This window comes from Cytobacillus sp. IB215665 (genome assembly GCF_033963835.1).
Taxonomy (GTDB): domain Bacteria; phylum Bacillota; class Bacilli; order Bacillales; family SM2101; genus Nanhaiella.
In genome coordinates this window covers 63,765-89,238 of the sequence record NZ_JAXBME010000010.1, presented here as the reverse complement: position 1 = coordinate 89,238, position 25,474 = coordinate 63,765, and the positions used below count along the sequence as shown (strand labels likewise).

The following is a 25,474-nucleotide window of genomic DNA, read 5'->3' as shown; positions in this document are numbered from 1 at the left end:
AATGAACAAATCGGTACTAATGGCTTTCTTTTTCATGTTGATTTCAACTTTGATTTGGAACGATAGTGTTCATGCTCAAAGTAATAATAGAGTTGAAAATGCAGAAGACATTACTTTAAATAGTGAAATTGAAACTATTCATGAATTAGATGGTTCAGTATACTATTATTCATTTTCAATTGAACGACATGGAAAATTCATACTGGAGCTACTAACTGAGACAGAAATAATAGATACATATACCATCCTAGATAAAAATAAAGAAGAAATACTATCAAACCCTGCATCCTCAACGTGGATTTTAGGATTACCAAAGGGATCATATTATTTAGCAGTTTCTACAAAACAAGATCCAGCTGTAAATGCCGAATCATTTACTTTACAAATTAATTTCGAGATAGACAAATATTTCAAAAACTCTTTAGGGACAAACGAAATAGCAAGTGCAACACCTATTGCATTAAATACAACCTATCAAGGTTTTCATTATGCAAATGAGAATGACTACTTCACATTTCAACTCACTCAAAAGAAACGAGTTGGTATAAAAGGAACTTACGCTAATGCAACCTTGTATGATTCTTTAACGTTTAAGTTACTAGATGAAGAAATTAATGTTATCAATTATACTCTAGCTACACCTGAAGGAGGCTTTTTTGAAGCTGAATTAAGTGAAGGAACATATGTTATTGATGTGTGGGGTTCTTCTCCAGAAGGATATTATGACCTTGAGGTAACAACTAGTGATTTTAAAGATGTAGCTTTAAATCATTGGGCAGTAAAGGAAGTTCAATTTTTATCAGATTTTGATATTATTAAAGGTTATCAAAATGGTAACTTTGGTCCTGATGATGAGGTTAGACGTGGACAGGCTTCACTTATGTTCGTAAGAGCTCTGAATCTTGACCTGGATAACAGGCCTAATCCAGGATTTGAAGATATAACAACTGATCATATTTATTATAAAGAAATCGCAGCAGTAGTTGATGAAGGAATCTTCCCTAAAGGAGAAACATTCAATGCTTTCGATCCACTGAAACGTAGTGACATGGCCTTTGCTCTAGTAAATGCCTATCATTTACAAGGTACTTATAACGGGGACATTGTTGATGTTGATAAGGAAGAACCAAATTACCCCTATATCAATACATTAGCTGCTAATCAAGTTACTAACTTATATAGTGATGGCACATTTAAACCAGAAAGTGTAGTCAATAGAGCACAGTTTTCAGTGTTTTTCGCTAGAATTCTTGACGAAAGATTTAAGTAAGAATGTGATTAAACATGAACTTGTATACGTCAAAACAACATTTCGATCATAATTATGTGAATGAATTGTAGTTGTAGCAACAATCCCCTGGAAGCAACTGCTTGCACAGAACAAGCATCTAATGAAAAAGATAATTTTTCATTAGATGCTTTATTTTTTAGAAGCCCAATCGTACACAGCCCCTTCCTTATCTATCCCTTTTTCTACTTTTATTTTCAATAACATGACAAAAGTTTCTTCTTCGATCATTTCGTTAATTCCAGCCTGAGTATAGTAGTCATACGTGCGTAAAACTGCTTCATCATTATGTCGGAAGATTGCTAATACCCTTGTTTCTCCTGATTGTAATTGAATCGTTTCGTCTAAAAAAGCATAATCGAATTGTATTGCACCTGTAGAAAAATATGACTCATTTACATCTAGGACTTGTGGAATTTGATAAACTCCGGGACCATATAAAAAGAACAATTCGTGATCTGCAGAATCAATCGTACCAAACCCTATTGAGCCTGTTGAAGTTTTACTTGGAGCTCTTCCATAGGATAACTGTATTAGCGGAGAAGCTTTTAGCTGTTCTCCATCTTCATATCCTTCAACCCAAATATTAACCCAGCTCTGATCTGCATATGGAAGTTCAAGACTAAAATCAAGTAGCCACCCTATGTTTAATTCTCTAAAGGTTTTCTGATGAGATGAATCTTCCTTTTTTGAAACATATGCGACGTAGTCGACATTTTCCTCAGTTGTTGTTTCCTTTGAACATGAAGATACAGCCATTATAGATAAAAATAGTAATATTAAAAATATGTTACGAGGAATCAACCGTCAGTCACCTCCCTAACAAGATGTATCAACAGATATTTTTAAATGATATGTTCATTAATATGATAAATCCTTATAAATGATATTTTCATTTTCGACGAATAAAACGTGTGATAATGAAGGGTTTTAATATTTAGTACTATGAGCTACTATATCTCAATTTTGATCTAGTCATTGTATGAACTTTAAATTTCATCATGATTACTATATTACTAGTAATATTTCACACAAGAATAACTAAGCCCTTTATTTTATAAAAGCTACCTATAAATTCAATAGAACTTTCAATTTCTCTTAAATACACATTACTTATGTTAAAATCTATACTTCCTAGATTTATATTATTGTTAAATTCTGCTCTTATTGAAATTAATCGTTTGTCATAAATGTGCCCCACTTACGATTATCAAAATGGGATCAATTAACCTTTTACTTCAACATAAAATTCTATATAATCATCATCACTAATTAGAAGCTGTTTTAGGTCGTGTACCTCAATAATTTTTCCCATTAATTGAAGCTTGTTTTTCAGCGCAAACATCTTAATACGCTCCGTAAATTTGCTACTCTCCTCAAGCTTTTCTCTAGGATAGTAAAAATGGATAAAAGTAGAATCAACATAAACAACATCTGCATTGTTAGGAACTTCAATATAAATATCATGATTCTCTAAAGACTTTGTGCCAAAATCGGTTATGAAGATTTGCTTATCCTTCAAAAAATCTCCATCAGAGAAATTTGCGGGAGTATTTGTATGAACCTTCTTCAATTTAAATGTCTTATTAATAACTTCAAAGTGATCATTTCTAGTAGTTGGCAAGTCTTTTGCCCTCTTTAACACATTTCTTTGATTAATCAATTTTTCTATTTCATTATCTATTTCTTTAATATAATGACTAATGATGTCTTTTTTTTCATCAATATCTTCTTTATTCAATAGTTCTTTAATATTTGAAATACTCATACCTAATTCTCGATATAAATTAATTTTAAAGGTTTTGAAAAAGTCCTCATCTGTAAATACATTGTAATTATTGTCATCCTTGTTAATATCAAGAATCCCTTTTTTCTGCCAATGTCTTATAGTATCTTTACTAATGCCTACGTATTTACTTATTTGACCCATTCTATATCTATTATTCAGAAGATCGACCTCCATGAAAAATTATAATATATTTTTTTGTTGACTGTTGACTTGGTCAACACCTTAAGGTTTTACTTGAGGTGAAAAAAATGAATAAAAAAGAATTCACAAAAATTTACAAGGAATATTCACATAGGGTTATAACGACAAAATTGGTTATGGCTCTTGCATCAAGCGCTGACCACATTATAGCAGCAACTTTTATCAGTTCAGCGGTTCTCGCTTCGATAACATTAATAAACCCAATGTTATTTTTCATATTTGCCTTTGCATTTATGTTTACATCTGGATTAGGTTCCTACATTGGATTACTCATAGGAAAGCAAGAGATTCATAAAGCTAACCAAACCGCAAGCTTTATAATCATCATTTTCTCTGTCTTAGCAGCATTATTATCCATTTTCACATCTACTAATGCCAGTAAGGTTGCAAGTTTATTGGGGGCATCAGGCGATTATCACCTAATCGCTACACAATATTTGAAATATTTATCTATTGCCTTTTTTCCACAAATGGTGTCATTAGTTTTAGACAGTCTGGTAATGAATGATGGAAGTCCTAAGTTTAATTTTAAAGTAAATATTGTAACATTAGTCATGAATGTTGTTTTAAATATTATCTTTGTAGTAGTTTTCAATCAAGGTGTAATTGGACTAGCTATAGCTACACTTATTAGTCACAGTTACCATTTAATTGCAGATATATTTTATCTCTTATTTAAATCAAAAACAATAAATATTAGTTTTCCTAAGATGAACTTCAAAGCACTTAAGAGAGTGTTATACAACGGAAGTAGTGACTTTTTCAGTGTCTTTATCGAATCAATCATGATTTTTATTATAAATATTTCGATCTTAAAATTCCTTCCTAACGAATATCTTGAGGCATATGCAGCGTCATCAATATTTACACTATTTATAACAAAGATATATTTAGGCTCACAAACTGGATTACAGCCTATAACCTCAAGGTTGATGGGAGAAAAAAAATACATTGATTTAAAAAGACTTTTTGTTTTCTCTTTGAAAAGAAGTACAATATATGCATTTGTGTTCTATATAGCACTTATTCCTATCGTATGGTTTGGACTACCTTTTCTATTAAATGATGTTCAGTTAAATAAAGTTGCTTTCACTTTATATTTAGGAGTTGGTTTTGCAGCTGTACTATCCAATGTAGGAATACAATCGTCCATTTATTTCACATCAATAAATCGCCCTTTAGAGTCATTAGCTGTTGCTGTTTTAAGAACATTAATTTTAATTCCTCTATTGAGTTATACTATGATTTGTATATTTAAGGTGGCCGGAATTACACTTGGGTTATTAATTCCAGAAATATTGTTAACTATAGGGTTTATCTATTACTTTAAAAAGTTAGATCTATCACAATTAAAGGTGTAACTGGAATTTTATTTAAAATATAACCCTTTTTAAATTAGAGCAATTCCAAATACTCTTAATGAAGGTCAAAAGCAAGGAATAGGAACACTGATATTAAATAATTAAAAGCTAGAGGGAACCTTATCGTAGAATGGGACTTTTATATAAAAACAAAGCAAATTCAAAGTTTTTTTGTAGCAAATGCTGAAACAAACATATTATAGTTGGGAGATAAGAATATGATTAGTAATAAGTGGAAAATAAGAAAAGCGAAGGTTAGTGATGCAAAGGATCTTAAAAACTGTATGGATGCATCTTACTCGGTGTACATGAATAGATTCAAAGAGAAACTTCCACCGATGAATGTTGATTATGAAGAGGAGATAGCATTATATCCGGTATGGGTAGCAGAATCTGATAAAGACGTAATTGGTGGTCTGATTTTGTTGTTTGAGGATGAATATTCTACTATAGCTAATGTGGCAGTACATCCTAACTATCAAGGAATAGGTTTAGGAAGAAGTCTTTTACAATTTGCGGAAACAGAAGCAAGAAGCAGAGGGTATATGGAAATACGGTTAGCAACTCATGTATTATTGACAGAGAATATTTCTTATTATCTACATTTAGGTTGGATTGAGTTTGATCGGGACGCTAAGCGTGTTTATATGAAAAAAAATATATAAAGTTAAAGTATATCACGATCTACTTAGCATGCCTTAACCTAATAAGTGAATCTATTTTCGTTCTACAAGTTTTAATTCTTAACCGACAAATACATATAACCAAGCGCAAAATTTGGTTATATGTATTTGTAAAATTGTAGAACATTCTTTTTCACAATACTAATATATATAAATAAAATTGTTTTAATTATGTATACTTCAAATCTCACTTAAATGTTGAATAGTCAGTGTTTTAAAAAATGGAGATTATCAATAATTTTGTAGTTTACTGTTTAATTTTTTCAAGTTCATCTTTTATTCTTAAACATTTATTCATACGTAAGAAATTATATCTTGATACTAGCATAAGAAAAAGCCCCGTTATTTTCTTATACCCCCAATAACCTGAACCTTCGTTAAATAATGCTTCATCAAACAATCTTTGAATTTCGATTTTCAAACCCTTTCTGTTTAAGTCGATTTTAAGGTCTACCTCACCTTTCACATCTTTTAATAAAGGATGTATATGTGAGATGGTATACTAATCAGTGAAATTTAAAAAAGTGTCTCTTGCTTCACACACTATATAGTGAAAGCTAGAGACACTGACATTATAATTCGTTAATGGTAACTTTTCTTCTAGCTAACCACCTGGACAGTAATCCATGCTTGGGTGATAAGAAAAATGTAATAGCGAAGATGATCCCAGCAGCTGTTGCCATTGCTCCAGCGATTGATACATTCCATAAGACGGCTGCATAGTAGCCAAGAACAGCTGCTAACACCCCGATAATAGCACTTATGACGAGCATGATGCTAAGCCTTTCTGTTAATAAATAGGCTGTTGCACCAGGTACGATGAGCATTGCAACAACAAGAATTGCCCCTACACTATCGAAGGATGCAACAGTCGAAATGGATACCATCCCCATAAGTAAATAGTGTATAAACATAACTGGAATTCCTAATGCTAACGCCATTTCTGGATCGAAGGAAGCTATTTTTATTTCCTTATAAAATAAAATAATCAAAATGAGGTTTATGACAAGTACAGAACCTAACATCCATACTGCCTTTGGACCTAAATCGTAGCCCGCAATTTCAATTGTATCCCATGGGATAAATGTGATCTCACCCATCAACGCATGATCAACATCTAGATGTACATTATCAGCGTATAATGAGAGTAGAATAACACCGACTGCAAACAACGAAGTAAAGACTACACCTATAGCTGCATCTGATTGTACTCCACTTGAATCAAGAAGCTGAACAAAAAAAGCAGTAAGTAAGCCTACGATAACAGCCCCTATTAGCATGTTTATCCCGTCTAAGCTATTGCTTATTAAATAAGCTCCAACAATCCCTAATAAAACTGTGTGGCTAATTGCATCTGCAAGCATCGCCATTTTACGCAATATTAAAAAACATCCGATCATGCCACAAGTAATACCTACAAGTGAACCAGTAATGATTATCCAAGCTGCATAACTCATGAGCTTGCCCCTCCATGTCCTTTTACCTTTTGTCGATGCGTTTCAGTTGTTGTAGGGCTAAAAACAGTGTGTAAGCTGCCTTCCGAACTAGGCACAAGCTTTGGTTGCCTTCCGTGTTGAATTAATAATTGCTTCAACTCGTCAACTACATTTTTCGGTAAATCTAATATTGATGAATGATTATCATGTTTTACATGAAGTGCTGCAAATTTCATCTCGTGCATTAAATAAATTTCCATTAATCTATGTTTTAATACTACATTATAAGCTTCATATAAACCTTTTTCGGTTAAACGCCATGAAAGATTATGTTCTTTTTTCACAATACCTTCTTTTGAAAATTTCAATAATACTTTGTTTAACTGCCGACTCGATAGAGGCCGTTTTTTGTTAATCTCTCTTGCTTCAATTGCACGGAGATAATGACTATTGTCAGTATTAATCATTTCTTCAGCAATATCATATAAAGATAGTAATATATTTTCCTTCGCTACGAGTTTTCTAAGCTTTAGCAAACGAATTCCTTTCATTAATAAGCCGCGATTTGGTGCAAAAATCATCGAAACAAGAAAGATGATAGTTGCTGCAACGATGATTAACGGGCCTGTAGGCATACCTGTTGTTGTCGTACTAATTAAAGTGCCTAATATTCCTGAAACTGCACCTATTGTACCAGAAATGATGACCATGTAATCAAGCCTCTCTGTCCAATATCGCGCCGCTATGGCTGGTGTAATAAGCATAGCTGCCATGAGGACAACTCCAACTGCTTGTAAGCCAATGACAACTGCCCCAACTATTAGTACCATTAGTAATGCATTTAATACACCCGTTGGTAATCCAATCCCCTTTGCAAACTGAGGGTCAAATGTTAGAAGCTTAAATTCTTTAAACAATAGTAATGTAATAACGAGCATCGTTATAGCTACACCAGATATAACTTTTACATCCGTACCTATTAGCGATGCAGCTTGCCCAAAGATAAAGTCGTCTAAACCGCTTTGATTCCCGGAACTGTTTTGTGCAATAAATGTTAATAAAACAATTCCAAAACCAAAAAACACAGATAGAATTAAGCCAATCGCTGTATCTTCCTTAATTCTCGTAAAGGATATTATAGACTGAATAAAATAAGTTGCTATTAAGCCTGAAATTGCTGCACCGATTAGAAATAACACAATTGACTTTGAACCGTAAAGTAAAAAAGCAATACATATCCCAGGTAAAGCAGCATGTGCCATCGCATCTCCTAGTAAACTCTGCTTTCGAAGTAATGCAAAGCTCCCTAACACACCACTAGCAATCCCTAATAAAACGGTTCCTATTAACACCCATTGAGTATTTGCATCTGATAACGTGCTAATGAGTGTAGCCCACATAATATTTCACTCCTATTGTTCAACTAATGCATTTCCGTGTTCAAGAAATGCCAATCGTCCACCGTATGTTTTTTGTAAATTATCAATTGTAAATACTTCTTCTGTAGGACCAATTGCGATTTTCCTCATGTTTAAAAGCAGCACCCAATCAAAATATTCCTTTACTGTTTGTAAATCATGATGTACAACGAGCACTGTTTTTCCTTGTGATTTTAATTCTGTCAATAAAGCAACGATTGCTTTTTCAGTAGCTGCGTCGACACCAACAAAAGGTTCATCCATAAAATATACTGTAGCATCTTGTGCCAATGCTCTTGCAAGAAATACACGTTGCTGTTGTCCACCTGATAACTGACTAATTTGTCTATTAGCAAACTCCTTCATCCCAACTTTATCTAGACAAGAAAGAGCAAACTCTACATCCTTCTTATGCGGCCTGCGAAACCATCCAACGTGACCGTATCTCCCCATTAAAACTACATCTAATGCATTTGTTGGGAAATCCCAATCAACAGAGCCTCTTTGTGGTACGTACCCTACAAGCTGTCGTTGAGCTTTATACGGCTTTCCATAAATTTGAACATCTCCACTTGCCTTAGGAATTAACCCCAGTATTGCTTTAATTAACGTCGACTTCCCAGCTCCATTAGGACCGATTACACCTATAAGCTTTCCCTCTGGAACAGTGAAGCTCACTTCTTGTAATACGGGCTTGCGATGATATGCAACTGTGACGTTTTCTACTTGTACTGGATTCATCATTTATACTCCTTTACACATTATTTCAACGCTGAAACAATCGTATCAATATTATGCATATACATTCCTTCATACGTACCTTCTTCAGTTCCTTGTTCCCCCATTGCATCTGAATACAATGATCCCCCAATTGTTACTTCATGTTCTTGTTCTTTTGCACCTTCAACGACAGCATTAATTGATTTTTCGGAAATACTACTCTCAATAAATACTGCTTTAATTTTTCTATCAACTAATAAATCTACTAAATTTTGAACATCTTTTAGACCATACTCTGCATCAGTACTTAACCCTTGTAAACCCATTACCTCAATACCATATGCATCCCCAAAATAGCCAAATGCATCATGAGCTGTAACAAGGACACGACTTTCTTCTGGTATTTGAGCAAGCTGTTCTTCAGCGTACGCCTTTATTTCTTTTAAAGTGTCAATATACTTTTCAGCATTGGCATGATAAGTATCCGCATTGTCAGGGTCCAACTGTGCTAACCCCTCACTAACGGCTTTTACAGAATATGCCCAAAGGTCAGTGTCAAACCAAACATGTGGATCTACAGCTTTTGTATCTCCTTGTTTTGCTATCAACATATCTTCAGGAACTGTCTCACTTACAGCATACGTAGGCTTTTCAGCTCTCATTTTTTCAAATATTTCGTTCATTTTTCCTTCTAAATGTAGTCCGTTATAAAAAATAATATCTGCTTCACTCAATTTCTTAATATCCCCTTGAGAAGCTTGAAATAAATGAGGATCTATCCCAGGCCCCATAAGTGGCGTTACTTCCACATACTCACCGCCTACATTTTCAACAATATCTGCGATTTGACCGATTGTCGTCGTAACCGTAATCAGGCCATCTGATTTATTAGTTTGTGTTGTATCATCACTACATCCAGTAGCTAAGATGATAAAAGTTAACAAACTAGTAAGCAATAACATTAGTTTTTTCTTCATATTAAACCCTCCGCTTTATCTGTTTTTGATTAACGCTATTTTATTGGACTAGTGCAACTTTCGAACAAAAAAATAATGTTCTATAGCTATTTTTATTAAATTAGCCCAATAATATAGGAAGTTTAAAATACATTTTCATTACCGCCAATTAAATAGTCAAAGACAATTGTTTTTCCCTAAGGAAACTTTATCAAAAGATATGCCCATTTGTCAATAATGAAATTCATTATTAATCAGTTAACAACATATATCCAACTGTATCATATGATTATTACAGATTAATTGTCAAATCCTCATAAATGTTCATTGAAGCCTATAGTCTTGTTAAGACATTTGTTGATTTCCTTTATATTGTTTTGTCTTTCCACTAACGAACTTTAGAAACTTTTTCATCCTATTCTTTTCAATACAGAAACGTATGTTTCAGTGAGTCCTGTTTATCAAATATTTCTCCCATTATTGTTGTCACTCGAAGTTATGTTTTTCTTTTAATTGAAATGATAGGTTATCTACATTTATAAGTTGAAACTTTTCCATTCAACTTCTCAATTGCTCTCTTCCCAAAATGAAGCATATAAACAGTATGATTATTAGACTTTCTAGATTTCAAACTTCCATAATATTGAGCTATAATAGAAAAATTCGCTAATCTTATTTTAGATTAGCGTCATATTGCAGAAGACTCGAATTATAATAATCTTAAAAGAGAGAATAAAAATAGTCTTCAAGAAAAGCCCCCGTTTGCTGAATGCTAAAATGGAAACAACTCATAAAGATTTAGAAATATGAACGATTTCTTTAATAACAGAATCAACTTCCTTGTTATCTTTAATTATAAATAAATGATCTGCATCTCCCTCTTCTGGATCAACAACACCATCTAATTGTGATTCAGCCTGTTGTCTCAAGAGCACTTCCTTAAAATTTGAATAAGGTCCCCTGAATATATTTGTACTTCGTTGACTATGAATAACACGGTCATAGAGAATTTCATCTGGAATATCAAAATGAACCAATATACGTACAAACTCATCTTTATCATATATTTCCTCCAGCAAAAACTTTCTCCCTTTTCTAGTTCGATTTGCACTGCAAGAAATAATATGAAAGTCCGTGTGTTCTTTGGCATAATTAACAATTAAGGTTGAGATAGAATGCTTTAGAATGTTAGGTCCTTGTTTTGGTTGTAGCTTCTCGTAATATGTATTTATAAATTCAGCATGGTTATCTTGATCCATTACAAAAGAATTATTTAACTTTTTCTCTAAAGCTTTTGCAAATGTAGTTTTTCCACTATGAGTTTTACCTACTGTGATAATAGCTAATCTTTTCATAATTCCCCTTACGTTCTTTACTTTTTATTAGGCTCTTTTCTTCTCCATAAATACCTTTAGCACTTCCCTAATGTATGGATCCCAACTGTCTGTATGAACTTCACCACATATTACATCAGGATTAAATTCATTTATTAATTTTTCTATTAGAGATAACGGTAAATGATATTTCTCTTGCCATTCTCCATCAAGTGTCATCCCTAACATTCCTACAGCAGTCATCACTTAAGCCTCCATAAACTAGTTTTCCTTTGTTATAATGCTCCCTGATTACACATTATTTCAAATATTAAATATTTTAACAACTCCTTATTCCACAATTTGTCCTAAAAAGAAAAAAACGCCTATCTAGATTGCAGATTTGCGCCTATAGTTGAATAGTATTTTCATGTTGTCATTCCATTAGTAGCTAAGCCTCTATTACCACTTACCATCTCATGTTATTTTATTATGTTGAAAAAAATTTCAAGTTAATGTGTTTTACAAGGAACTGTCATCCCATCAATAATCAATTCCCCCATACACATATCATCTGGCCCTTGCACTTTACATGTCGCTTCTACTTTCGTTACGTTTTCAAAGGAAAAAAGTTTGTTAAAACTAACTGTATCTAGCGTTACGGTTTGTACTATACCGTTTGTAGTAAAATTTACGTCTAATTCTCCTCCTTGTACTACATTGCCTACCAAATTGATACAGACTTCGCCATGAAGATCTACTGCCCTACCATCGTAAAATTGAGCTGTTTGCCCTTGTTGTAGCATGTACATTATAACTGCATCTTCCACGATTAATTGACACGGACAATCACACTTATTTTCTTTTTGAATTGAACTTCCACAACAAGAACTAACTTTCTTATATTGACTCATCATTTAACCTCCAACTTCCCAGATTATTATGATATCTTATGTCGATATTCATAACTTGACTGGGTGTATGATGCTTCAATACTTTTTCATGTTTTATCATTGAACACAGTTTTTAATATGTTTACTTAATAAGAGTCACAATAATCCACAATGCAATTACGATTACAAGGTATGATAAGATTCTTAATCCTCTAATATATCCTCGTTTTTCTGAGTCGGATAATTCATCCCATTTCTTTTTAAATGCCATCTATTCACCTCAGTATCACTTTTTTTAATTTGCGAACCATGTTTATGAAAAGATGAACTGCTCCTACATTTATAGATACTCTTTATTAATTTCCTTTGATCGTTTTGCAGCTGTTTTGACTGCTTGCTTAATTGCCTTGCCTCCGCCAAATTTTTGTAACGCATCTAACCCAGCTTGTGTTGTTCCATTTGGAGATGTTACATTTTCTCTTAACTTTGATGGAGATTCGTCTCGTTCCATAATCATTTTAGATGCACCTAGCATTGTTTGAACACTAATTTTTCGTGCTGTTTCTTCTTCTATACCCCCGTCAACTGCTGCTCGTTCAATTTGTTCTATTAAATAGTAAAAATAAGCTGGACCACTGCCGGCAATTCCAGTAAATAGATCCATTTTCTCTTCCTCAATAAAGTAAACTTCACCAAAGCACTCTAATATTTGCTTTACTATCATTACTTTGTCCATTTCAACATTAGATCCAGTAGACACCCCAGTTGCCGATTCTCTTACCATACTAGAAGTATTTGGCATTACTCTTATTACTTGCTGTCCTTCATTTAATCGTTCCTCTATAAAAGTTGTTGTGATACCTGCCATTACTGATAAAATAACTTGATTCGGTTTTATTTTATTCTTTAAAAATGTTAGAGCTGATTCCGCATCTTTTGGCTTCATAGCTAAAACAAAAAAATCTATTTCAGAAAAATTGATATCATCCTTTGTATCTCCACGAATCCCGTATCTATCCTCAAGTGTGCGTAGTCTTTCCATATTACTTTGATTACTTACAATGATATGGCTATTTGGAATCTTCTTTGTATAAATCAGCCCTGATATCATAGCTTCTGCCATTGAACCAGCACCTAAAAATGCAACCTTTTCGTTTTGTAACATCTACTCTTACCACTCCAGTTTTTATTAAAAATGTTTATTTTAGGTCTCTTTCTAAAGATACAGTTAATAGTCTACAGAACTACTTAAGTTTGCGAAAACACCATTTACACGCCTCACTAGCAACCTCATTGAATTGAATACGATCATTAATACTCATATGAGCGATTCTTACAATTGCTAGCAAATGCTTCAACATCCTACCAAACATATATTGTAAACGCTCTATATCACCTACATGCCATATAAATGTATTAAATTTCTATATAAATTAAGGTTCTTTTCGTAAACTTTATAGATAAAAACGTCGTTTTACTCATCAGTCATCGTTTTATAAAAGTAAAGATGCCCCGAAACCTAGTTGTATACGTGTTTATTTTTTTGTATAAAAAACAACATTCTATAAGAAAACAGGCTAAAATAAAAAACAGATCTTCAAAATTTAAAGTCTACCAATGATATTTCTTTTTATTAACAACTCAACAGAATTTACGGAATGAAAAAGCCATCCCTATATGGAACGGCTACTTTTATTAACCTATTAAAGAGAGCTGTTACGGAGTATATCACATTAAATCTGTGTATTTAATTAAGCTCACTCCTTTGTAGTGTTTATAATTCACCAGCCATTTTCAAAATAGCTTCAATAATTGCATCAGGTTGGTCAAACATCATATTGTGACCGCTATTTGGGACTAAAATAAGCTCACTATTGTTGGTTATATCGGCTTGTTGTTTTTGAGCATCTTTCCATTGCTGATCGATGAAAATTGCCTCTTCTTCTGAAAATCCTAATCCCATTGTACCTAATATCATTTCTCTATCAGTATCACTTAGTGTAATAATTAGTAGGGGCTTATCATCTAGGTGTTGAGTATCCTTCAATAGCTTCTCTAATGATCTTAATTGTTTGAATTCTTCATCGGTTATTTTGAAAAAATCAGAGTCATATTGAACATTGACCTGCTTTTCTGCTGAAAGGTAATCGGGAATTGCATCGCCAAGCATTCCCTCCCCAAATAGGCGTATAATTCCAAATTGCGATAATATACGATATATTGCTTGGTCTTGTGACTCAAAATACACATCATTAAATGTAGTAGCTTTTTCTGTAAAATATTCATTTCGTGCATCAACAAGAACTAAGCCTGAAACCTTATCTGGATACTTATCTGTAAAGAGACGAGTATAAAGTCCTCCAAGGGAATGCCCCACTAATATTACAGGGGTGTCAATATTAGAATATTCGAGAATTTTACTTAAATCATTAATTGTGGTATCGATACTATATCCATTTGGAGGTGGCTCACTCCACCCAAGCCCTGCTCGGTCATAAGTAATTACTTCGGTATGCTTTGATAGCTCTTTCTGGACGTATGACCAATCATCGGACCATGAACCAGCTCCTGCTTCAATAACAACAGGTGGCAGATTCGTTTTTTCCCCTTGAATATTCACATGTATATCTCGACCTCCGACATCTATCATTTTTCCATCTGGAGGAAAGTTGGTTTTAACATTTTTGTAACTGATATGTTCATACAAAAAACCAGACACCAATGTAAGTAGAATAATAGTAATCAAAGCTATACCTATTAATTTTAACCTTCTAAAATTCTTAGTAACATTACTATATTTAATTTCCAAATTTATTACATCTCCCTTAACTAATCTACTATTTTTCTATAGCTTATTATTACTTTTCTGAACCTGATTTGTTTCACAATCCGTTAAGAAAAAGCTCCTATGTACAATTTCAAAAAATACTAATAAGTAATTTTTTCCTTATAACACTCTTCTTTCGATGGCTAATACTTATTTCTTCGATTACAGAATCATATAGTTCCAAATTATCATAATACTTGTAACTCCCCAATCAATATTCCCACTCCACTCCTTAATATTGATACTAAAAAGAATAACTAGCATTGCATACAAAACAGAATTTTCAGTTAATTTTATTTTGTTTTTTGACCTAGACTGCCCTGCTATTTCCTAGTATTATCTCCCTTAAAATACTAATGAGCTCTTTTATTCGATAAGCTTTGACGTTGGGCGTAACAGTATGTATTATTTGATTTCCTATAAAATTTAATATTATTGTATATAAAAAAGGCTACCAAGGAATTATATAGACTCATAAACTCGGCGTTGGTTTATATTTTCTTTCAATGCCCGTTGGAGCATCTAGTCCCAACCAAGCTCTAAACCCTCTTACTGCATTTATATCACTAATAGGGTTTGTTGTGAACGGTAAGAATTGAGCATCCTCACACACTACAAAACCTAACCTTGACCAACTCTCAATAAATTCAATGACATTATCAGCTAGCTTATAACCATGCCCTTCTCCATCTTCATGCCCTGAGATAAATGATTCATCAATATCGTCTTTCATATCAAATGCTAAATAATCACCATTTCCGACCTCCAGAATGCTAATTTATTATGCCATACAGCATCATATCATCCTCAGGATCAGGAGACAAAAATTCTAAACTCCAGTTAGGTGTTCTACAAAAAATATCCATAAATTCACATGGTTGTTCCATATCGTCTCGTAAAAACCAACGTAAGCTATAATTACCTAAACACTCCATAAGAACTTTCTTAAAGCTTCTAGGCAATTTAACACCAAGCTGCTCCTCTGTTTGGATAATTTGTTCAAGAGAAGATGGTTCATCTATAACAACACCTGAACTTCTCCACCTGTCTGTTTAATGCAAGAAATGATCGTTTCAACCCTTTCTTTTAGTAATTCGGTATCCATCTTTTCACCTCTTTTATACTATTGTTAATAATTATCTATTCTAGAATCTTCCATGTTTCCCTGCATTAATAGTTATCTTCTTTACATAGTAATCGAAATATAGTTGCTACATACTATGAGTAGGGTCAGGAAAAGTGGCTATACAACGTTAAGAAAATTACAATATTAAAAAGCCCAACCTCTCAGTATAAAAAAAGAGAAAATGGACTTTTTTCGTTATAAAGAAGAAGCTCAGTTATTTTTAGTTGACGTATTTTAAATGGGTTTTTATGAAGTGATTTAGAAGAATTAATTATTTATAACTAAGATAGCTTTATTCTTTCATAGCAGGTTTTACAATGTACTTTATTTGAATGCTTACTTAACACTTTATCCAAAACTCCAATAGGCATCTTACGCTCATTTGGTAATGTGAGACTAATAAATATCTCATCACCTGAACTAAGAGTACGATCACAGTTTGTACATTGTAATTCTTTATCAAAAAATTCTTTTAAGAACATAACAAATTCCCCTTTATCAAGGAAGGATTATAATACATTGCTGTAATTTTTTACAAACAGCTGCCCTAACAATAAGATTGTCATTTGCCACCCATAATCCCTAGTATCAGTAAAGTCATACAACAACAAACCAATAATGCAATTGTGTAGAAAACAAATCCATATTTTGAGGTCGGTCACTCTAATATCTTCCTTCTAGATGTTTCTGATTTAAAATTTATATCCTTCAAATACTTTTAATCCCTCTTCATTTAGTACTTTCTCTACCACTACTGGTTTTTGAGGACTTTTTTCAAATACTTCTTTGCATGATATCATAATGTTACTACCTGCTATTTTTGCTAATTGATCGTGAGATACACTGTATACTATTTTTCCGAGATTGGACCAAACCATAGCTCCTGAGCACATTACACAAGGTTCACAACTAGTATAAAGACTATATTGACTTAGTTCAAAAATATTATGTTCAGAACAAAATTTTCTAATAAGTCCAATTTCAGCATGGTAAGTTGGATCACACAAAGTATTAATTTTGTTTTCCCCAATCATCACTACTTCATCACCTTTTACTAATATAGCTCCAAAAGGTTCATTTCCTGCCGTTCTAGCTTGAAAAGCGATATCCAGTGCTTGTTTCATAAAATATTCATCATTTCTCGTCATTTTATTAAACCTCCATACAAATGAATAGAACTTATTGTTTTTATTATGCTTACTAACTTCAATGTTTACTTAAGATTTATTGAAAGAAATTTTAAAGTAACTAAGTATTGATACAAAGATTAGAATTATATATTTCTTCAAGCTCTTGTCTTTTCACCAATTTCACACACTCCACTTCCCTTATTTAGGGTTTCTGTAATATGAAAGCTATGAATCATTATAAATATCATTATTAGCATCTATGGTCCCTTCCAAAAGACAAGAATTTAAATGCACCAGATTGCGGAAGATCAACCCACGAATTGTACAGCACTTTTTTTAGAAAAGCACATTTAATGATTAAATGTAACTACAAAACAATGTGGGTTTTTGTATTACAATCAACTTTGTATCACACTATTTCCCCTTTACAATCGATTACGTTTATATTTGGCGTTTTACTATTAATCAACTCAGAAAAAGAAGTATCTTTACAACTTAAAAATTCTTTAAAGAAAGCAATAATTATATCATTTATTGTATCGTGAAGCACTTTTATTGACTCATCTAGATTATCCATTATTGCTAAAAATTATTGGTACATCAGTAAATGACATGTGATCTGAACCTTTTCTTTAAGAAATAATTTATTTCCTGATTATGCACCATATAATAATTGTTGCCCATTACTATATGCTTCTGCAACCTCTTTACTCCACATTTGTTTCATCTGCTCATAGGATGAGTTTTCATGTCAAATTGATATGAAGGGTTTACCCATTTTATAATGAGAGATTAAATGCAAACGACCACCCAGTATTATTCCTGCTTTAATTCGTGCATCTCTACTAGCCAGGTCATATATTGTTGCTCCGCCCAATGAGTGTCCTATAACTCCAATCTTATTTAAATCAAATCTCCTTCTAAAAAAGGAATCCGTTTTGTTCCATACAGACAAAGAATCTAACAATAAAGAGATATCATCTACTCTTATATCAATTAGTTGTTTTAGAAACGTAAAATTAGTTCATCATACCACCACAATATATACACTTTAAATATTTCATTTTTTCCTATTTACACACATTTCTCCTACTAATTTTACACTATAGAATTAAGAGCGAGGAAAGAAGTTAACAAATAAAGACGCTTTTCAGTATCATTACTGAAAAGCGTCTCATCGCATTATGAGGTCAGGCGGTCATTTCTGGTTATCTATTTTTTATGCAATTAGTTTACAATAGTTAAAATAGTACTACATTCTTGAGCCCGATTGTTGAATAGATCTACCTTATGATAAAGAAATCATTAAACATAATATAAATGCAATACTCGATAAAGGTGTCATTACATATCTTTCTTTTTTACTTTTGGATATTAGATTTTTTATCGTATTTAAGCCCAAATAAACTGTTATTACCCAAACTAAAATATTTGTAGGTAAAAAATTAAATATATTTAAGAAGTTAGTATGCTGTAAAAAAACAACTCCCATAAACAAAAGAATAATAGCATTTATGAAACTTATAATACGTAATTTTTTAGGTAGAACTTTATAATATCCACCCATCGCAAATTCGCCTAACGGTACCCCTAGTGCAAGTAACACCTGAAAAACAGCAATAAAAGCAAACATTATAGTAACAATAAACAATAATGGATAATATGTAGAAAATATCCCCGTCCATAAAATTCGCCTCCTCCAAATATTATACTTCCTATAATACTCCGAATCTTCAGCCCGCAGACTAAAATAATACAAATTACAGTAACAATTCAGGTTTATTAAGTTGAATCGACCCTTTTTGAAAAGAAAGGACACGTCTCTTTTTACAGACACCCTCCATAGTATTGAATAACATTTAATTATTAAACACAACACAACTTGTGTTAAATACTACCCAATTTAACAATAACGTTTTTATACAAGAAAACGAGGAAATAAGTTTATTTGTTATAAAAGGAATCATGATATATAAACAATATACACAACCATTCATATTACATAAATTCCAACTTTAAATGAGTGCTATTATATCAACATTTGTATAAATTGATTGGTTCTAGCTGCTATTATGTAAACTAGATTTGAATTTTATATTCATTAATATACAAAAAGCAAAAAACTCACGCCTCAAGAAAAGACATGAGTAGTATGTGTGTGAATTACTTCTCAGCTTACTAAATAGTAACTTGGATTTCTGATTCAGGAATTGCCATACCGTTTTGACGTATTACAAATTCTACTGATTGACCTGATTGCAACATTACCTGTGTTGAAAATGAAAGCTGATAATTGTTGCCCGGGTTTTCTATAGAAATTACACCAGCAGGACCATTTACGGAGACCATTCCAGCGAATACGCCTGGAGTGTTATAATTCATAATAACACCATTTGCAGCAAGCCTAGGGGCACCATTATCTGATAAGAAACCATAATTTGCACCATCTAACTGTATTACTGAGAAGTTAAAAAATTGAAACATGGGGGTTCCCATAACATTCCTGATTTCCACATCAAAAGGAAAAGGTATAGGTGCAGTTGGTAATTCGAAGCCTACACACTGCTTAACGGTAGTAATTAAACTAGTTGATCCAGGTGGTCCTGGGGGCCCTGGAGGTCCTGGTTTTCCAGGAGGTCCCTGTGGCCCTTGAGGTGGTGGTGGAACTACCCTACATTTACAATCCTTGTCCTTACCATACATCTTTTTCACCTCCAATATATTATTCTATTTATTTTTATGATATTTTGTTAATATTTGCTTGGACTAGCGTTTATAGTTAGTCACAACTTTAAACATTGTATGTAAAATATAACAAGTCCCTTCAACCCTTGCGACTAGAGCGTTAGTTTTTGTTCTATTACAGACACTGAGTCCAAATTTATATTAGGTAAGCAAATATATTTCCCATCAGGGGTAATAGTCATACTTTGATGGGATCCTATACAGGTATTTGTGAAAAATGTTTTCCTAAGTTGGTGGTGCATTCAATAAAAAAATTGGTTATTCATCACAATTCCAATAACGTTTACTTTATAAGAGCCACAATAATCCACAATATAATTGCAATCAGAAAACTTAAAATGTTCGATTCACCTTCTAATAATTCCTTCTCTTATTCAATAAAGCGATTCTAAAATGAAAAAGACGCATATCTATGATATATGCGTAAATTGTTGAAGAATAAGCAGTATTTTTAGTGATTATTCTCTATTATTTGTCTGACAAATAGGTTAGCTATATATTAATGATTTTATATTAATAAGTTTGATTTTGTAATGAAACACCAATGATCACCGTTCTTGTATTAAAACCGATTCTCTTTAGGTTAAAAGACTTGTTGAAAGATTTTGGTTCCAATAGCTTCTATTATCTAAACTAGATGAATTTCATATACATAGTATACAAAAATTCAAAAGCACATAAAGTAGAAACAGATGGACTACCCCTACTTTATGTGCTTTTTATGGGATTGTAAGACGAATGGTGGCTGCAACACCATTTTCTAGTGTTTGATTACTATCGGTGGCAGTAATCCTTACAGCTAATAGGTCACATTCGGAAACAGAGAAACTACCCGTTGCAGTGCCGCAACAATTTAGTGATCCTGGACTTGGACCACTTACCGTTGCTACAATATTTGAACCTTCTGGTGAGGCACCACAAAGACTACTTGTAACAATCTCACACATTACTGACTGTTGACTTGATATACTATTATCCCGGGTACTAAAAATCAAATCGGTAATGGTTGCATCCTGTAGTATCACCACATTATTTTGATCTAAATTACCAGAGGTGCCTCGCCCTACAAAATTGTTTTCGGTAGTAAGATCAACACTTTGTGCACCTAAATAGATCTTCATTACTTCCTGTCCGGGTATTCCTGTTGGTCCTTGCATCCCCATCGGTCCTGCTGGCCCCTGTGGTCCAGGTTTTCCAGGAGGTCCTTGTGGTCCCTTTGGTGGTAGTGGGACAACTCTACATTTACACTCTTTTTCTTTCATTAGTAAGATCATCCCCTATAATTGTTTATTTTATATATATGTTTCTTTTCTTTAGAAGGTGAGACAATCATATATTTCTTGACTAAAATATACAGTTGTCTATGATAATTGTACATTTCCAAGAATTTAATATCCTCTATTAAACCAAGTTTGAAAATGGTTTATACGTTTCAATTAAATCCTTAATTCAATAGTTTGAATTTCTAATATTAAAGTTAAATTAAACTATTTCACTCTGTATATATGTTTGTTTGCTTAAAACTTTCTAAGCGTACGTACGAATGTACGTGAGGTTTAGAGAAGTCCACTTTCATTCTCGATTTAACTCCATTTTTGTAACTCTTTCTTATGTAAACCATAAGTTAATAAGAAGTATCATTTAAGTTACAACTTTACCATAAGGTCTAAATTGAGGTGGGGTATGGAAATTAGTCTTTGTATGATTGTTAAAAATGAAGAAGAAGTATTAGATAATTGTTTATCCTCAATAGCTAAATTAATGGATGAAATTATTATTATTGATACTGGGTCATCAGATCGAACGAAGGAAATAGCAAAGATGTATACTGATAAAGTATATGACTTTGAATGGATAGATGATTTTTCAAAAGCTAGAAATTACTCGTTCTCCAAAGCTACTAAGGATTACATTATGTGGCTTGATGCGGATGATATCGTACCAATTGATAGTCAACGCAAGATTGCTGAGGTAAAGCAGAACCTTCTTGATCTTAATCCTGATGCAATCATGATGCCTTACGAATATAACTTTGACAAAGACGGGAGACCTCTCTTAACACTCTATCGAAATCGTATAGTGAAGAAGGAATGTAAATTTAAATGGCATGGATACGTTCATGAGGAACTTAAAGTTTCAGGTAAAGTCTTCAAAACAGATATAGTCATAAAGCATAAAAGAGTTCGACCAAGGTCTGAACGAAACATAAAAATTTATGAAAAAGTACTTGCCGCACAAAAGACGTTGCCTCCAAGGGATATATTCCTTTATGCAAATGAGTGCTTTGATCATAAAAATTATGAGAAAGCTATTGAATTGTATGACACCTTTTTAACTTTGAAAAACCAAGATAAAGAATTTCGTAACTTTGCCATTTGGAGGCTTGTAGATACCTATATTAATCTTAAACAATATGATAAAGCAATTGAGTATTGTTTAACATCTTTTAAGATGGGTTCTCCAAGAGCTGAAATTTGTTGTAGGTTAGCATATTGCTTTAAAGAAAACAAGCAAATTACACAAGCAATCAGTTGGTATAAAGTAGCCACCAAGCTTGAGATGACAGATTTGGATGATAATATTACTTTTTTTCAAGAACCTTGTTACACATGGGCTCCTCACCTTGAGTTATGCAGCTGTTATATTTTTTTGAAAGATTATTCAAAAGCAAAGTTCCATAACGATTTAGCAGCAAAATATACTCCTGATAGTTCTGTAGTAAAATCAAACAATCAGTTCTTTCATGACTTGAATATGTAAAGGGGTATGCCAACGATTGTTCTTTTTTTCGGAGAAAGAACAAATTTCACTTTTAAGGTAAGGGATCAAAACTAGTATTAATCGCAAAGTAGATGTCTCATTGTGATAATTAAAAAAGTTTCAATTTTTCACACTGAAGAACTGGAACTAATCGACTCACTAATCATTGAGTCAACCAAACTGGAGAGCTACTAATTTCCTGGATGTTCACTTTTTGTTTGTATCTATTTCTGGCCGGTTGACATTTAGGTCTCTCATTTCAATTATTAATGATCTTTCTATTAACAAAAGTAATGGAAAAAAGAAAAATCCCGCTAACACTAAAAAATCTTTTCTATGATACTTTATGTCATCTCTCCCTATTGATTCTACTGTTACACGTTTTTTCTATAGTGTTTTTTTAATAATTCTATTTTTACAATTCAATTAATTCTCCTGATTGTATAACCGTTAGCACTTTATTTTTTACATTCAAAAGAATAACTACTTGTTATGTATTCGTGTATCTCTAGTACCACCTCTCCACCAGATTCATAGCACTTTGAAGTCAGTAAACTTATTTCCTTACTATTAAAATAACCTAATGAAATAATTAGAAAAGATACTACCAATATTAGAATTACTAGTATTATTAATAACCCTATAAAGTGTCTACTATGTAAAATTAACATTTAAATCCCTCTTTTACGATAAAATAATGGATCAATATTTTTGTTTATTGAAGCGGTAATTCATGCACATTCCAATGCACCTTTAATGGCTATCTTGTATGTTGGCACCACCGAGTTTACTATTCATAAAAAGTATCACCCACACTAACTTTTTCATATCTATATAGAAAGTATACTCGATGAGAAAGAGGCGGTTTTTTGACGACAACGGTAATTGATGTCAAAACACATAACGTGATCACTACTATACCCGTTGGAGATAATGTTGTATCTGCCCAACCTATCTTTACTCCTGATGGAAAACTGGCTTATATAGCTAATAATGATGTAGAAACTGTTTCTGTCATTGATGTGAAAACACATAGTGTAATTGCTACTGTACAGGTTGGAGAAAATCCAGAACTAGTCGACTTTTCACCTGATGGAAAACTGGCTTATGTAATTAATGAGAGGGGAAACTCTGTTTCTGTCATTGATGTGAAAACACATAGTGTGATTGCTACTGTACAGGTTGGAGAAGACCCTAGAGATGTCGCCTTCACTCCTGATGGAAAACTGGCTTATGTGGCTAACTTAGGCGCGGACTCTGTTTCTGTCATTGATGTCAAAACTCACAGCGTGATTGCAACTATAACTGTGAAGAACGATCCAAGAACTGTCACCTTTACACCTGATGGAAAACTCATTTTTGTGACTAACCGTCGAGAAGATCCTGGGCTTATTTCAGTCATTGATGTGAATACGCATAGGGTAATTGCTACTGTACAGGTTGGAGGAGACCCTAGAGATTTAGTCTTCACGCCCGATGGAAAACTGGCTTATGTGACAAGCAGGGATGAGAACTCTGTTTCAGTCATTGATGTAAAAAACCAAAGTGTAATTGCTACTGTGCTAGTGGGAGAAGAACCTAGAACTGTCACCCTTACGCCCGACGGTAAACTGGCTTATGTGGCCAATCGAGAGGATGAACCTGGCTCTGTGTCTGTCATTGATGTGAAAACTCATAGTGTGATTGCTACAGTGAGGGTAGGGGATGAACCTGGTGTTATCGCTTTTACACCCGACGGTAAACTTGCTTATATAATCAACCGGGACGATGATCCTGGTACTGTGTCGGTCATTGATGTAACAACGCATAGTGTGATTACTACTATTCAGGTTGGAGAAAATCCAGGTGTTGTCGCCTTTACTCCCGATGGAAAACTGGCTTATGTAGTTGAGGGTTCCTCTTAATTAAATGCTATTGTTTTTTCCACTTGATTTTTTAAAAACAAAATACAAAATAAGACTTATGACTAATAATCATTCACGTCTTTATCCACAAGGCCTTAGCTAATTCTTATAGCACGTGGCTGGTTATCCTTAGTATAGAATTTTAAAAATCCCACTTCTGTAGAAGATGGGATTTCATTATTTTTCAGTATAAACAGGAGAAGTCAAACCGTCTCATATGATACAATAAGAATCGATTCTTTGCAGTTCATTTTTCTCATTAAAAATATAGACATCACAGGCTGAAACAAAAGATAATTGTTCACCATTACGAATAAATTCAGCTGTTCCATTCACTGCAACGCAATTTTTTTCGAAAATTACATTTAATGTAGTGAATTTAGTGGTAATCGTTTTGAAATAATTTGAAGTTTGCTTGCATTCTTCTATTACAGCTTCCCTACCTACCAAGGTTTTGTCACCTACGATATTCCATTCAATTACTTTTGATAGAAATGGAAAAGTAGGCTCAAAATTACCATTAGAAAACGACTCTGCAATTTGTTTTTGCGTCAGAACATGACTTTCTGAACTCATAGTTCAATTCCTCCTTTAATAATTAGTTTACTAACTCATTTAGCTGTTTTATAACTTCCATAAATTCATCATAATTACCTTTATTTATAAAATAATTGTTGTTTTCCTCCTTTTGATGAATCCCCTAATAAACAGTTTATCGCTTTTTACAAAACCCTTACTTCAGTATAGCTATAAACAAATTTTATTCGCCGATATCCGAATCTTTTATTACTTTAAAGTGTATGTACATGATGGACATTTAGCTTGATAAACTTCACCTTCTTTTATCATCTGAACATCCCCTTATCAAACACAATAATCTTTAGTTTATTAAAAACGTTGTATCAAACGAGTTATTTTTACATA

The 25,474-nt window shown here is 33.0% G+C and carries 25 protein-coding genes; 5 read left to right on the top strand and 20 right to left on the bottom strand.

From position 1 onward, the window contains the following. Position 1 precedes the first annotated feature (1 nt). Positions 2-1,270 carry an S-layer homology domain-containing protein gene (locus SLH52_RS13145; protein ID WP_320209734.1) on the top strand — a complete coding sequence of 423 codons (1,269 nt, stop codon included), beginning with the start codon at positions 2-4 and terminating at the stop codon, positions 1,268-1,270. A gap of 150 nt (positions 1,271-1,420) precedes the next feature. Here the strand turns inward: SLH52_RS13145 and SLH52_RS13140 are convergent, their stop codons facing one another. Beyond that, a complete protein-coding gene (locus tag SLH52_RS13140; RefSeq protein ID WP_320209733.1) occupies positions 1,421-2,092 on the bottom strand; it encodes a hypothetical protein in 672 nt (223 codons plus the stop codon). 421 nt (positions 2,093-2,513) lie between these two features. Further along, a complete protein-coding gene (locus SLH52_RS13135; protein ID WP_320209732.1) occupies positions 2,514-3,218 on the bottom strand; it encodes a MerR family transcriptional regulator in 705 nt (234 codons plus the stop codon). 107 nt (positions 3,219-3,325) lie between these two features. Here SLH52_RS13135 and SLH52_RS13130 point away from each other — a divergent pair, with 107 nt between their 5' ends. Both SLH52_RS13130 and SLH52_RS13125 read left to right on the top strand, forming a co-directional pair. Further along, positions 3,326-4,639 (top strand): MATE family efflux transporter, encoded by a 1,314-nt coding sequence (locus SLH52_RS13130; protein ID WP_320209731.1) that lies wholly within the window; start codon positions 3,326-3,328, stop codon positions 4,637-4,639. A 218-nt stretch (positions 4,640-4,857) separates the two neighbouring features. Continuing rightward, the gene (locus SLH52_RS13125) at positions 4,858-5,304 is read left to right on the top strand and encodes a GNAT family N-acetyltransferase (RefSeq protein ID WP_320209730.1); all 447 of its coding nucleotides are present in this window, start codon (positions 4,858-4,860) and stop codon (positions 5,302-5,304) included. A gap of 590 nt (positions 5,305-5,894) precedes the next feature. Here the strand turns inward: SLH52_RS13125 and SLH52_RS13120 are convergent. The 17 genes from SLH52_RS13120 to SLH52_RS13050 all read right to left on the bottom strand — a co-directional run bounded on the left by SLH52_RS13120 (position 5,895) and on the right by SLH52_RS13050 (position 21,148). Beyond that, positions 5,895-6,779, bottom strand: a complete 885-nt coding sequence (locus tag SLH52_RS13120; RefSeq protein WP_320209729.1) for a metal ABC transporter permease — start codon at positions 6,777-6,779, stop codon at positions 5,895-5,897. Continuing rightward, a complete protein-coding gene (locus tag SLH52_RS13115; protein ID WP_320209728.1) occupies positions 6,776-8,158 on the bottom strand; it encodes an iron chelate uptake ABC transporter family permease subunit in 1,383 nt (460 codons plus the stop codon). Before SLH52_RS13115 ends, SLH52_RS13120 begins: the two co-directional genes overlap by 4 nt. 12 nt (positions 8,159-8,170) lie before the next feature. Further along, the gene (locus SLH52_RS13110) at positions 8,171-8,917 is read right to left on the bottom strand and encodes a metal ABC transporter ATP-binding protein (RefSeq protein ID WP_320209727.1); all 747 of its coding nucleotides are present in this window, start codon (positions 8,915-8,917) and stop codon (positions 8,171-8,173) included. A 20-nt stretch (positions 8,918-8,937) separates the two neighbouring features. Next, positions 8,938-9,873, bottom strand: a complete 936-nt coding sequence (locus tag SLH52_RS13105) for a metal ABC transporter solute-binding protein, Zn/Mn family (protein ID WP_320209726.1) — start codon at positions 9,871-9,873, stop codon at positions 8,938-8,940. A gap of 767 nt (positions 9,874-10,640) precedes the next feature. After that, positions 10,641-11,207, bottom strand: coding sequence for an AAA family ATPase (locus SLH52_RS13100; protein WP_320209725.1), 567 nt, complete (start codon positions 11,205-11,207; stop codon positions 10,641-10,643). Positions 11,208-11,234: 27 nt separating this feature from the next. Next, positions 11,235-11,429 carry a hypothetical protein gene (locus SLH52_RS13095; RefSeq protein WP_320209724.1) on the bottom strand — a complete coding sequence of 65 codons (195 nt, stop codon included), beginning with the start codon at positions 11,427-11,429 and terminating at the stop codon, positions 11,235-11,237. Positions 11,430-11,677: 248 nt separating this feature from the next. Then, positions 11,678-12,079, bottom strand: coding sequence for a hypothetical protein (locus tag SLH52_RS13090; RefSeq protein WP_320209723.1), 402 nt, complete (start codon positions 12,077-12,079; stop codon positions 11,678-11,680). A 121-nt stretch (positions 12,080-12,200) separates the two neighbouring features. After that, a complete protein-coding gene (locus SLH52_RS13085; protein ID WP_320209722.1) occupies positions 12,201-12,329 on the bottom strand; it encodes a hypothetical protein in 129 nt (42 codons plus the stop codon). A gap of 69 nt (positions 12,330-12,398) precedes the next feature. After that, on the bottom strand, positions 12,399-13,223 hold the full coding sequence (gene proC, locus SLH52_RS13080) for a pyrroline-5-carboxylate reductase (RefSeq protein ID WP_320209721.1): 825 nt from the start codon (positions 13,221-13,223) through the stop codon (positions 12,399-12,401). Positions 13,224-13,832: 609 nt separating this feature from the next. Further along, a complete protein-coding gene (locus tag SLH52_RS13075) occupies positions 13,833-14,867 on the bottom strand; it encodes an alpha/beta hydrolase (protein ID WP_320209720.1) in 1,035 nt (344 codons plus the stop codon). 490 nt (positions 14,868-15,357) lie between these two features. Next, the gene (locus SLH52_RS13070; RefSeq protein WP_320209719.1) at positions 15,358-15,618 is read right to left on the bottom strand and encodes a hypothetical protein; all 261 of its coding nucleotides are present in this window, start codon (positions 15,616-15,618) and stop codon (positions 15,358-15,360) included. Between the two features lie 40 nt (positions 15,619-15,658). Then, positions 15,659-15,847, bottom strand: a complete 189-nt coding sequence (locus SLH52_RS23400) for a hypothetical protein (RefSeq protein ID WP_413785524.1) — start codon at positions 15,845-15,847, stop codon at positions 15,659-15,661. Between the two features lie 445 nt (positions 15,848-16,292). Continuing rightward, entirely contained in the window at positions 16,293-16,493 is a 201-nt protein-coding gene (locus tag SLH52_RS13065) for a hypothetical protein (RefSeq protein WP_320209718.1), read from the bottom strand. A 210-nt stretch (positions 16,494-16,703) separates the two neighbouring features. Then, entirely contained in the window at positions 16,704-17,159 is a 456-nt protein-coding gene (locus tag SLH52_RS13060) for a nucleoside deaminase (RefSeq protein ID WP_320209717.1), read from the bottom strand. A 733-nt stretch (positions 17,160-17,892) separates the two neighbouring features. Beyond that, a complete protein-coding gene (locus tag SLH52_RS23395) occupies positions 17,893-18,096 on the bottom strand; it encodes a hypothetical protein (RefSeq protein ID WP_413785529.1) in 204 nt (67 codons plus the stop codon). Between the two features lie 1,223 nt (positions 18,097-19,319). Further along, positions 19,320-19,844, bottom strand: coding sequence for a hypothetical protein (locus SLH52_RS13055; protein ID WP_320209716.1), 525 nt, complete (start codon positions 19,842-19,844; stop codon positions 19,320-19,322). Between the two features lie 761 nt (positions 19,845-20,605). Beyond that, a complete protein-coding gene (locus SLH52_RS13050) occupies positions 20,606-21,148 on the bottom strand; it encodes a hypothetical protein (protein ID WP_320209715.1) in 543 nt (180 codons plus the stop codon). Positions 21,149-21,569: 421 nt separating this feature from the next. Here SLH52_RS13050 and SLH52_RS13045 point away from each other — a divergent pair, with 421 nt between their 5' ends. Both SLH52_RS13045 and SLH52_RS13040 read left to right on the top strand, forming a co-directional pair. Continuing rightward, positions 21,570-22,646 (top strand): glycosyltransferase, encoded by a 1,077-nt coding sequence (locus SLH52_RS13045; protein ID WP_320209714.1) that lies wholly within the window; start codon positions 21,570-21,572, stop codon positions 22,644-22,646. Between the two features lie 869 nt (positions 22,647-23,515). Beyond that, positions 23,516-24,550, top strand: a complete 1,035-nt coding sequence (locus SLH52_RS13040) for a beta-propeller fold lactonase family protein (protein WP_320209713.1) — start codon at positions 23,516-23,518, stop codon at positions 24,548-24,550. A gap of 213 nt (positions 24,551-24,763) precedes the next feature. Here SLH52_RS13040 and SLH52_RS13035 read toward each other — a convergent pair whose 3' ends face one another. Beyond that, complete coding sequence (locus tag SLH52_RS13035; protein ID WP_320209712.1) at positions 24,764-25,126, bottom strand: hypothetical protein; 363 nt, start codon at positions 25,124-25,126, stop codon at positions 24,764-24,766. Positions 25,127-25,474: the final 348 nt, after the last annotated feature.

Bases quoted from the DNA above. Each gene is read 5' to 3' on its own strand.
- SLH52_RS13145 (WP_320209734.1), top strand. From the start codon at position 2: ATGAACAAATCGGTACTAATGGCTTTCTTTTTCATGTTGATTTCAACT.
- SLH52_RS13135 (WP_320209732.1), bottom strand. From the start codon at position 3,218: ATGGGTCAAATAAGTAAATACGTAGGCATTAGTAAAGATACTATAAGA.
- SLH52_RS13130 (WP_320209731.1), top strand. From the start codon at position 3,326: ATGAATAAAAAAGAATTCACAAAAATTTACAAGGAATATTCACATAGG.
- SLH52_RS13125 (WP_320209730.1), top strand. From the start codon at position 4,858: ATGATTAGTAATAAGTGGAAAATAAGAAAAGCGAAGGTTAGTGATGCA.
- SLH52_RS13120 (WP_320209729.1), bottom strand. From the start codon at position 6,779: ATGAGTTATGCAGCTTGGATAATCATTACTGGTTCACTTGTAGGTATT.
- SLH52_RS13115 (WP_320209728.1), bottom strand. From the start codon at position 8,158: ATGTGGGCTACACTCATTAGCACGTTATCAGATGCAAATACTCAATGG.
- SLH52_RS13110 (WP_320209727.1), bottom strand. From the start codon at position 8,917: ATGAATCCAGTACAAGTAGAAAACGTCACAGTTGCATATCATCGCAAG.
- SLH52_RS13105 (WP_320209726.1), bottom strand. From the start codon at position 9,873: ATGAAGAAAAAACTAATGTTATTGCTTACTAGTTTGTTAACTTTTATC.
- SLH52_RS13100 (WP_320209725.1), bottom strand. From the start codon at position 11,207: ATGAAAAGATTAGCTATTATCACAGTAGGTAAAACTCATAGTGGAAAA.
- SLH52_RS13095 (WP_320209724.1), bottom strand. From the start codon at position 11,429: ATGACTGCTGTAGGAATGTTAGGGATGACACTTGATGGAGAATGGCAA.
- SLH52_RS13090 (WP_320209723.1), bottom strand. From the start codon at position 12,079: ATGAGTCAATATAAGAAAGTTAGTTCTTGTTGTGGAAGTTCAATTCAA.
- SLH52_RS13085 (WP_320209722.1), bottom strand. From the start codon at position 12,329: ATGGCATTTAAAAAGAAATGGGATGAATTATCCGACTCAGAAAAACGA.
- proC (WP_320209721.1), bottom strand. From the start codon at position 13,223: ATGTTACAAAACGAAAAGGTTGCATTTTTAGGTGCTGGTTCAATGGCA.
- SLH52_RS13070 (WP_320209719.1), bottom strand. From the start codon at position 15,618: ATGAAAGACGATATTGATGAATCATTTATCTCAGGGCATGAAGATGGA.
- SLH52_RS13065 (WP_320209718.1), bottom strand. From the start codon at position 16,493: ATGTTCTTAAAAGAATTTTTTGATAAAGAATTACAATGTACAAACTGT.
- SLH52_RS13060 (WP_320209717.1), bottom strand. From the start codon at position 17,159: ATGACGAGAAATGATGAATATTTTATGAAACAAGCACTGGATATCGCT.
- SLH52_RS13055 (WP_320209716.1), bottom strand. From the start codon at position 19,844: ATGTATGGTAAGGACAAGGATTGTAAATGTAGGGTAGTTCCACCACCA.
- SLH52_RS13050 (WP_320209715.1), bottom strand. From the start codon at position 21,148: ATGAAAGAAAAAGAGTGTAAATGTAGAGTTGTCCCACTACCACCAAAG.
- SLH52_RS13045 (WP_320209714.1), top strand. From the start codon at position 21,570: ATGGAAATTAGTCTTTGTATGATTGTTAAAAATGAAGAAGAAGTATTA.
- SLH52_RS13035 (WP_320209712.1), bottom strand. From the start codon at position 25,126: ATGAGTTCAGAAAGTCATGTTCTGACGCAAAAACAAATTGCAGAGTCG.